Origin of the sequence: Pseudomonas sp. MIS38 (genome assembly GCF_019891575.1) — a bacterium.
Classification (GTDB): domain Bacteria; phylum Pseudomonadota; class Gammaproteobacteria; order Pseudomonadales; family Pseudomonadaceae; genus Aquipseudomonas; species Aquipseudomonas putida_A.
This window is the reverse complement of record NZ_JAFLXF010000045.1, coordinates 1-9,125: the sequence shown is the minus strand read 5'-3', so window position 1 is coordinate 9,125 and position 9,125 is coordinate 1. Positions and strand designations below refer to the sequence as shown.

Genomic DNA, 9,125 nt, shown 5'->3' with positions numbered 1-9,125 from the left:
ACGCTGGGCCTCTCGGGCCGGTTTCTTTTTGGTCGGCATACATGCACCTCTGCGACATGTTATGCCCGAACACAAAATTTATGACACTCCCGATGACCCAGCAGCTGTCAACGGCTGTGCTCAAATAACCGTAGACACCGTCGCTGGATAGACGAATGCATGAATTAGCCTGGGTGCCGTCGTCATCGTTGACCAAAATGATCTTGTCCGCGAAGTAATTGATATTTCTGCCGTCAGGTCCTTGCAGGACTAAGCTCCAGCCTTCGGCTCCCATGCGGAATTCACCGTTGTTTTCGAAGGTGGCGATCCAGTTGTTGGCGAGTGTGATTTGATGTTTATTCATGGGGGGTCATGTAAACCGAAGGGCTGCAAAGCAATGGGTATCGTTTCTGCTTAGAGCGCTCAGGTTATAAGATAATCACATCTGTGTAATAAGAAACTGTGATCTGTTTCCGACATCGTCGGTAGTGTTTGAATGAACTACTGTTTATAAAATTGTCAGTGAGCGCATTGTGCTACACTGCGCCGTCATTATTGTATGCCGTAATATTGGCTATGCTAATGTTTTTTGCTTGGCATGTGGCTATGCAGTTATTTTCAAATTTAATTGTTACTTTATAGCTTGAGGTTTTTTTCTCAATTGTTAAGGTGGTGGTGCCGCTGAAGTTGAAATTCTCTACATTAAAATTTTCTATGTCTACTAAGTAGAGCTGAAACTCATACTCGTTGTAATTCTTTTTCAGCCACTTTTTAGGGGCTGCTTGCTCTATTTTGCTGGATAATTTTAAGCATATAGAGTTTCCGTCCAGCATTACGTATGACGTACGCATGCTTGAGGGGGAATATGCTTCTCCGAAAATAGACGTCCACTGCTTTTTGTTCGATATTGATGATGTCCACATTCTAAATTGCTCGAAATATGTAGTAGGCTTTACCAGGTGCTTTGCCTGTTCTAGGATTTTCAATTGGTCGTTGGATTGAAATGTAGTAAAAGGGCGACGGGTTTATTTTTAGTCCCTTTTGAATCGAAAGGGGAGCAAGCCGGAAAATAAATCTGTCCCCCTTCGGTTGGCCATTAACCTGACATTGAATGTATTTATTGGGTGCAATCACTGATATAAACGCAGTCATGATCATCCATATAGATTAAGACTTTAAAATTGTCGTCGGCTATCCAAAATGGAAAACCAGTCGTTTCGGAAAATAGCATTTTAAGATCTGCAGAGCTTTCTAGCTTCCAAGCATGAGTCTTACTGTCTTTAACTATTAGGAACGGTTTTTCTAAATTTTGTAGCTTGTCGACATTTTTCCAAAATTCTGGATCGTGTTTTTGTTTAGTGTTTTTCAAGTGGTAAGGGTCGAGACGCTTTGTTTCAGTGGAAAAAAATAATGTCGTTAGCTTGTTGATCAATTCAGACAGTTTGTCACCGTGTAGTTTTTTATGTGTTAAGAACTGCTCTGCTAATTTTGAGTCGATTTCTTTTTCTAGGTGGTTCATTGAGGAACTCCAATTTTTGCGCATGATAAGGGCGCAGATTCTGATAGGAGCGTGCTCTAACAAGCAAGAGGGAACAAAAGGTGATAGATTTATTTTTAACATCTTTTGAGGTATCTGCGGAAAATAAATCTGTCTTCTTTAACCGCTGCTCCCGCGTTGAGCTTTTTTGTCGAGTTACGTTCGGATCATAGACTGTTTTTGGATTGCTGATTGTTGGAGCTTTAAGATGTCTATATCTCCCGATTCAATCATGAACGATTCAATTTTTTTAATGAATTCAATTTTGCTTTTGGTTCTGAACTCACCAAGAAAAACTTCGGAGTTTTTAACCGGTTTTCCTTTTTGGTCATAATCGATTTTCAGGAAATCAATTACAAACTCTCCGTTGGGGTCGCCCTCTGGTTCTACTCTAGAATCGAAGCAGTGCCCGCTACTTGGACGCACTCCGCCCAATAGTACTGAGCAGGTGAACCAGTCGCTGGTTTCTGGCGTTAATTCAACTTCAAAAAGGTTGTTGATTGTTATTGTCCAACCGCTTGGGACTCGAATTGGTTGAAGCTTATATTGTAGTTTGGGTCTCATTTGAAATTTCTACACTTGAAAATTTGCGTCAAAAGGAAAAATTATTTTTCAAGTTTTTTGGAGTATGCTTGGGTAATGAGTTGGTGGTCTTTATTCTCATTTTTTCGGAGAGGGTAAAGTAATTTTGTTTATCTGAAAAATAAGACTTTATGTTGTTTATTTGGAAGAAGGCTGACCTTGTGATTTTCTTAGTAAGTTTATGAGTTCTGGGTAAGAGTCGATTTCTTCGTCGGACAGGTTGTTTATAATTTTCTGTATTTTATTAGAGTATTTTTCCTCAATGACTGCTTCCGTCCAGTCAAGTTCGGAAGCTGCGGCGATTGCTACCTCTGAAAACTTGGATTCAATAAGTTTTTTTAGAATTTCAATTGCTTCGGGCGTTCGTAGCTCTCCGAGAGCAGCGGCACTTCTTTCTTGCCAGTATTCTTCTTTCGAAAGTATTGCTTCATTAAGTATTTGCTAGTCCATGGCGCCGAACTTTCTTAGAATTCCATGGGCTATTTGTTCAGTAATGTACTCATTCCATTTTGAATCTTCATTTGGTCCGAGCCAGTAGTTGTATTCTTCGTAAGCTTTGCTATTCATAAGCACAGTAAAAGAGGTAGGGTTTATTTTTGCGTACTTCTATGTCGATATGAATTTAGTTAAAAATAAATCTTTCATATTTTTGTTCTCTTCTATAGTTTTTAATTGGTTGCAGATTTAAATTTCGCAAAAGGTGACGGATTTTTTTCAATATCTTTGGAGGCTATGGAAAATAATCACTCTCCTTTGATCGCTGTCCGGATAGCTGTAAGCGTATGGGAGCTCCGCTGCGGATTACATCTATATAAACAAATCTGTTGAGAATTATATGTTTTAAGATTTAATTAGGGTTTCCAAAATTTAATCCCTTCCATGTGGCGCTCAATGTCATCCATATCATCATCCCCTAGTGTCGAATCAAAATTCTTGCTTATGATTTTTCTTACTTTGGCGAGTCGTTGGGTTACTCCTTCGTTATCAATGAAATCAGTGGTGGCTTTTTGGTAGTCTTCGATTGGTTTGTCGGAGTAATAGCTGCCCATTTTGTGCAGTGAAATTAATATGAACTCGATATCTGCAAGGACTTCGAGAGCGTCTTCTCCGTTAAGCACAATTTTCTTGTTGGTTTCTAACATTATTTCCGCCGATTAAATGTGGGGTTTTCAAGCGTCACATTTCCTTTGATTGTAAGTTCCATGGTGCCGTATCTAGGGTTCTTGACCCATTCAAGTTGAGAGTCGGGCACGTCTGTTTCAATATAGTCTCTGCCGCGCCCTCTGCCAATTTGATACTTATCTTCAGCCTCGAGTTGGCTCAAAGGTTTTTTATTGGCAGGTTCTACGTAGACACGATTGTTATCCTGCGCTTGGATTACACCATCATTCTCGATGCCAGTAGAGCCCTTTCTGTTGGTGTAATGCCGGACTCGAGTTGTGCTTTCTCCGTGTGCTGCTGGAGCAGGGGCGGTAGGTGCGCCTTCATTGACTCTCGCTTTTTCTGTAGGGTTACCGACATTACCGGTAGATTTTGATTTTTTCTTTGGGCACTCACTATTCAACCCTAACGGATCCACCCACCCCGTAGGATTAGGCACGTACTGGTAGCTATTCAACCCACCCGCAAGCTTGATCGGATCCGGCGTCAAAAACCGTCCTGTGCCCGGATTGTAGTAGCGGTGGCGGTTGTAATGTAACCCCGTCTCGGCGTCGAAATACTGACCCTGGAAGCGCAACGGGTTATCGATCTCGCTGACGTCCAGCGCCGCGAGGTTACCGTAGGCGCGGTACTTGGCCGACCACATGATCTCGCCACTGTAGTCGGTGAGTTCCTGCGGTGTGCCGAGGTGGTCGAGTTGGTAGTAAAACGGCGTGGCTTTGCGCGGGCCTTCGCCATCGAGCATCGCCAGTGGACGGAAGCTGCCGGGCTCATAGATGTAGCTGCGGTAGCGGTTGTCGGCGCTTTCAGCGATCAGACGTTCGCCTTGCCACAGGAACTCGGTGGTCTGGCCGTCGACGGTTTTTTCGATGCGTCGGCCGAAGGCGTCGTATTTGTAGGACGCGTTGCTGCCTCCAGGCAGGCTTACGCTGATCAGGCGGTGCTGGCAGTCGTAGCGGTATTCAGTGACGAGTTTCTGGCCGGTGCCGCGACGTTCGCGGATCAGGTTGCCGTAGGCATCGTAGTCGTAGTGGCGGTCGCCTTGCATCAGCAGACGGTTGCCTTTGACGTTGGCGAGGTTGGCCGTGCCTTCGTTGTTCTGACCCAGCAGGTTACCCGCCGGGTCGTGGGCGAAGCTTTCCGGTGTCGTGCCGCGTACGCTGACCAAGCGATCGAGCGGATCGTAATGGTAGCTGCGACTGCCTTTGCGGCTGTCATCGATGCCGGCGAGGTTGCCGTTGGCGTCGTAGTTGTAGCGACGCTGGAACAGGTTTTTATCACGCTGGCCGACGGTATGTGCTTGCAGTCGGCCTTGTTCGTCGTACTGGTACTGGCTGAGCAACAGGCCTTGCTGGCGCTGTTGTTCGCGACCGGCGCTGAACTGGTGAGCGGTGAGGCGTGAGCCGTTGAGGTCGATGCTGCTCAGGCGTCCGCCGGACAGGTGACGGTAGTCGAGTTTGCTGCCATCCGGGAGGCGGCAATGGCTTAGCTGGCCGACGCTGTCGTATTCGTAACGTGTGGTGCCCCAGCCCTGGTGTTCCTCGATGAGGCGGTCTTGCAGGTCGTACTTGTAGGCGAGCGGCCAGTGACCGTCGTCGACGTTTACCAGGCGGCCGAGAGCGTCGTAGCTGTAGTGAATCTCCTCGCCATCGGCGAGGGTTTTTACCAGCAGACGGCCAGCGGCGTCGCGTTGATACTCGGTAACAAGTTCGCTGCCGTCATCACCGAATTCGGTTTTCTTCAGCAACTGGCCGTTGAGGTCGTATTCGTAGGCCGTGCGACGACCGTCGAAGCCGGTTTCCTGTTGGATCAGGCCGTTCGAGTAGTAATCGAGCTGGTAATGTTCCCCGCGCTCGTTTTCGATGTCAGTGAGCAACAGACGCGAGTTGTCGTAGCGGTAGCGCAGTTGGCTGCCGTCCGGATTGATGCGGCGGCTGACCAGGTGCAGGTTGTCCACATACTCATATCGCGTTACGCGACCGAGTTCGTCGCGTTCGGCGGTGACGTTGCCATAGGCGTTGTAGGTGAAGGCACGTGTTGCGCCGCCCGGCAGCGTGACTTGTGTCAGGCGGTTGGCCGCATCCCATTGGTAGTGGGTGATGGCGCCGGATTCTTCCTGGCGAGTAATCTGCCGACCCAGTGCGTCGTAGCGGTACTTGCGTTGACCGCCGTCCGGCAGGCGTTCTTCCAGTAACTGCCCGAGGTTGTTCCAGCCGAGTTGATGGCGGCTGCCGTCAGGGTGGCGGATCTCCAGCAGGCGACCCTGGGCGTCGTAGCTGTACAGCGTGGCATTGCCGTCCGGGTCGATTTGCTGGGTGATGTCGCCCTGACGGTTGCGTTGGTACTTCCAACTGGCTTTGCCGCGATGAACATCGCTGACGAAGCCATTGATGTATTCATACGTGGTGGCTTCGTCTTCCGGCGGGATGACGGCAGTCATCAGTCCGTTGTCGTCGTACCGGTATTCGGTGACGGCCCCCAAAGGATCTTTTTCCGCGATTAACTGGCCTTTGTCGTTGTAGGCCTTGAGGTGTTCGGCGCCGTCCGGGTCGACCTTGCTGATCAGTCGCGCCTGGTCGTCGTGGGTGTAGACCTCTTCGCTGCCGTCGGCGTTGGTTACCGTTACGCTGCCTTTGTCATCCCAGGCGTAATGCGCTTCCATCTGCGAGAAGTTGGCCCAGTGACGGATGCAGCGAGACAGTTTGCCTTCGTTCTCCCACTCCCAGTAGAAGGCCGCGCCGCCTGCCAGTTGCCGCTCCAGAATCACGTGCTGTTCGTTGTAGCGATAGCGCTCGGCTTCGCCGGCGGCGTTCTTCGCTTCGATCAGGCGATGCTGGGCGTCGTAGCTGTACGTCACCAGCGTTTGAACGGTGTTCCAGGCATCTTCCAGGTTGTCCGCTGGCAGGAACTGTTGATAGTCCACAGCGATAATGTGTTTGCGGTCGTAACGCAGCAACAGGGCGCGACCGGCACCGTTATCGAGGCGCTTGATCCGACCGTGGATATCGCGCGTGACGTGCAGCCGATTGCCATAGCTGTCGCTAATGGCAATCAGAGTTGTGCCTTTGCTGTTGAAGCGGAAGTGGTAGAACGATGGGCGTTTGCCTGCCTGCGCCAGAACCAGTTCTGACGGATCGTCTCCGAGAAAAATGGCGGCTCGCGAGAGGCTGTTGGTAATGGCTGGACGTTGTTCGCTTGGTAGCGGGAAGGGGGTGGAGCGGTTTTCGTGGTCGGTCCAGATGACTTCGCCGCCATTGATCTCAAGGCGATGCGATAGAGCATGGCTCCAGCCATAACCCAGGCCACAATCGATTTCCACTGCGCTGGTTCGGTAGAGACGGGTCCATTCAAACGGCAGCAGACCGTCAAGCTGGCCGTCGGTCAGCGTCAACAGTTCTTCACCGGTAACCATTGAAACCGGACATCCATTGGTGCAAGTGTCGGCTGCCGGCTCCGCGCTTTTCTCGGCAGGCGTTTTTGCCTGTTTGGAAGCATCGTCGGCTATTTTGCCATCCGCGAGTTTTGCGTTTTTCTTCCCGTCAAAACGCAACTCGGAAATACCATTCCTCACCTTAGCCGTCACACCCCGCGCCGCAACCGCTGTGTACTTCGCGACGTATTCCATAAAGTCGTTGATGATCTTGAACAACGACTTCACGAAACCGATGACGGCGTTGAGGACCAGCTCACCGTACTTTTTCAGTCGGGCAGCGAGATAGATGACCCCGGTGCCTTCGGCTGCGATGGTCAGTACCACACCAATTACGATGTCGATGGCGATGCCAACGACGATCGCTGTGGTCATTTTCGCCACGTCGCCTGCCATTTTCATGGGTGGCAAACCGGCAAGCCAGATCACTGCACTGCGCACCAGCAGGAACAGTGCGGCTTCGTCACTGGCCAGCAACATGGCCTTTTTCATGACATCTGGCGAGCTTTTGGCGACCTTGATCAGCTCATCTGCGCCAGCCCCGAGGTCCGCCGCAAACTTCTTCGGATTTTGCAGGATATCGAGCACCAGACTGATGCCATCCCACACCCCCTTGATAGCCTCCCAGCCACCTTCAAGAATGCCGTTGCCGATCGCCATCGCGGTGCCCGAAGCTGACAGGTTCGACCATTGCGGCTTGAACCCGGCCCACTCTTTACGCAGGAAACCCTCCAGGTCAGCGGTCACGCCGCTGTAGGAGCCGAAGAGGGCGTCGATCTGCGCCGGAGTCACTTCGTTGTGAACGCGGATCTGATAGAACTTGCCGGGAATACCTCCGGTCCACTCAGCCTTGCCTTGAGCGTCGAGTTTGACTTTGCTGACCGCACCACCTTCCACCGCGACGATCTCGACTTCGATCTCGCCAATCGGGATGTCGTAGACCGATTCGAATTTACTTTCGATCAGCAATGGACCTTTGAGAGGACACTGAGCTACGTTCGAGGAGAAATCACCGTCGGTCATGCTCACCGATTTACTGGTGTCGCCCACCTTGATCACACGCTCCATGCCCAACAGGGAGGGCAGGTCAGCGGCTCGACTGGCCTTGTCGGCAGCCCTTGCGTACCAGGTTTTGGTTTGTTCCTGATACAGCTTCAGACTGTCCTTGAAGGTGTTCAGTTGGTTGTCAACAAAGGCAACGCGATCCATCAGCCTTGCTCCAGAATCAGGTGGTTTAACAGTGCTTCTTTAAGTTTTTTCGGCGCATCCGGGCGGCGCACGAAACGGCTGACTTTCAGCTTCAGGTTGTTCTCAGGCCAAGCGTTGTAAATGTCCGGGCGGTCTTCTTCCAGCCACTGCATCAGGTTGCTGATCAGTGTCGTCGGGTTCTCCTTGGCTAAGCCATCCAACAACCCTTTGGGCACCTCCCACCACGGCCAATCCTTCACCTTCGGCAACACCCGCGTCCCAACCTCTAGCATCTGCCCATTAATCAGATACCGCTCAAACACCGGCAGCACTTCCCCAGCCTTCTCCCCAAGCCCCTTCAGAATCGGGTAGATATGCCGCCCATCCCAGAAGCGGAAAAACACCTCAGTCCCGTCAGGCATCTTCACCTGTGTCAGGCTGCGCAGGTGCTCGAACACGTCGTTCGGTTCGGCGCGTGAGACCGCCAGCCAGCCCCAATCGAGGGCGTCGGTTTCGGCGATCCACGGCAGGAATGCCGAGTTCGGTTTGAGTTCGGTGACGTAGGGCATCACCGGTTGCCAGGTGGAGTAGGGCGTGCCGCCCCAGATCGGCAGGAGCTGGGCGGTGGGTTCGGTCAGGTACAGGGTTTTCAGCGCGTCGGCATCACTCGCCGCACTGATGACCAGATACAGGCGCTCGCCAGTCTGCAACGGCTGTTGTGCCAGCCAGTCCTTGGGTGTCAGTCGATCAGATGGCACAGGCACCTGCCTTGCATTTTTCGCATTCTTCGCAGAACGGCGCGTTGCGTTTGAGGGTGTTGATCTGGGCCGGGGTCAGGACCTGGCCGGCCTTGTCGGCGTCGGCCTGTTTCAGCACGCCGGGCATCAGCGGGGCGGCGGGAGTGCCGCTGCCGGGGCTGCCGCCGGAGTTGATGTTGATCGTCGGGCCGCTCATGGTCACGCCGCCGGCGTCGATCTTGATGAAGCTGCCGCCGCCGACCAGGGTCAGTTCGGCGCCGGCTTCGAGCACGACTTTCATGCCGCTGCTGAGGTGGATTTCCTGGCCGGCGTCGATGAACTGGCCGGTGCCGATCTTGATGTGCTGGTTCACGCCCACGGTCAGGTGGTCGTTGGCGCGGGCTTCGACTTTGCGGTCGGCGTAGACGGTGTGGTGTTCTTCTGCCTTGAATTCTGTGTAGCTGTTTTGCTCGACGGTGTCGTGGCGTTCGTTGCCGACGCGGATCTTCTG

At 51.7% G+C, this 9,125-nt stretch carries 8 protein-coding genes and 1 pseudogene; all 9 read right to left on the bottom strand.

Annotation, left to right across the window (positions count from 1 at the left end; all coding sequences use genetic code 11):
- Positions 1 to 343, bottom strand: a pseudogene (locus J1G18_RS27655) (hypothetical protein); the annotation flags it as partial.
- 172 nt (positions 344 to 515) lie between these two features.
- Positions 516 to 902 (bottom strand): Imm50 family immunity protein, encoded by a 387-nt coding sequence (locus J1G18_RS27650; protein ID WP_225135587.1) that lies wholly within the window; start codon positions 900 to 902, stop codon positions 516 to 518.
- Between the two features lie 194 nt (positions 903 to 1,096).
- Entirely contained in the window at positions 1,097 to 1,498 is a 402-nt protein-coding gene (locus J1G18_RS27645) for a hypothetical protein (RefSeq protein ID WP_223009572.1), read from the bottom strand.
- 174 nt (positions 1,499 to 1,672) lie between these two features.
- The gene (locus tag J1G18_RS27640) at positions 1,673 to 2,080 is read right to left on the bottom strand and encodes a hypothetical protein (protein ID WP_223009570.1); all 408 of its coding nucleotides are present in this window, start codon (positions 2,078 to 2,080) and stop codon (positions 1,673 to 1,675) included.
- A 156-nt stretch (positions 2,081 to 2,236) separates the two neighbouring features.
- Positions 2,237 to 2,521, bottom strand: coding sequence for a HEAT repeat domain-containing protein (locus J1G18_RS28185; protein ID WP_225138939.1), 285 nt, complete (start codon positions 2,519 to 2,521; stop codon positions 2,237 to 2,239).
- A gap of 428 nt (positions 2,522 to 2,949) precedes the next feature.
- Entirely contained in the window at positions 2,950 to 3,240 is a 291-nt protein-coding gene (locus J1G18_RS27630) for a hypothetical protein (protein ID WP_064588107.1), read from the bottom strand.
- Positions 3,240 to 7,898, bottom strand: a complete 4,659-nt coding sequence (locus J1G18_RS27625) for an RHS repeat-associated core domain-containing protein (protein WP_223009568.1) — start codon at positions 7,896 to 7,898, stop codon at positions 3,240 to 3,242. The genes J1G18_RS27630 and J1G18_RS27625 overlap by 1 nt, the downstream gene beginning before the upstream one ends.
- Complete coding sequence (locus tag J1G18_RS27620) at positions 7,898 to 8,635, bottom strand: DUF4123 domain-containing protein (protein ID WP_223009566.1); 738 nt, start codon at positions 8,633 to 8,635, stop codon at positions 7,898 to 7,900. Before J1G18_RS27620 ends, J1G18_RS27625 begins: the two co-directional genes overlap by 1 nt.
- A partial coding sequence (locus J1G18_RS27615; protein ID WP_262415696.1) for a DUF2345 domain-containing protein occupies positions 8,625 to 9,125 on the bottom strand: 501 nt, incomplete at its 5' end. The genes J1G18_RS27620 and J1G18_RS27615, both read right to left, overlap by 11 nt.

Coding starts and splice junctions, on each gene's coding strand:
- J1G18_RS27640 (WP_223009570.1), bottom strand. CDS start 2,080: ATGAGACCCAAACTACAATATAAGCTTCAACCAATTCGAGTCCCAAGC.
- J1G18_RS27645 (WP_223009572.1), bottom strand. CDS start 1,498: ATGAACCACCTAGAAAAAGAAATCGACTCAAAATTAGCAGAGCAGTTC.
- J1G18_RS27650 (WP_225135587.1), bottom strand. CDS start 902: ATGTGGACATCATCAATATCGAACAAAAAGCAGTGGACGTCTATTTTC.
- J1G18_RS27630 (WP_064588107.1), bottom strand. CDS start 3,240: ATGTTAGAAACCAACAAGAAAATTGTGCTTAACGGAGAAGACGCTCTC.
- J1G18_RS27625 (WP_223009568.1), bottom strand. CDS start 7,898: ATGGATCGCGTTGCCTTTGTTGACAACCAACTGAACACCTTCAAGGAC.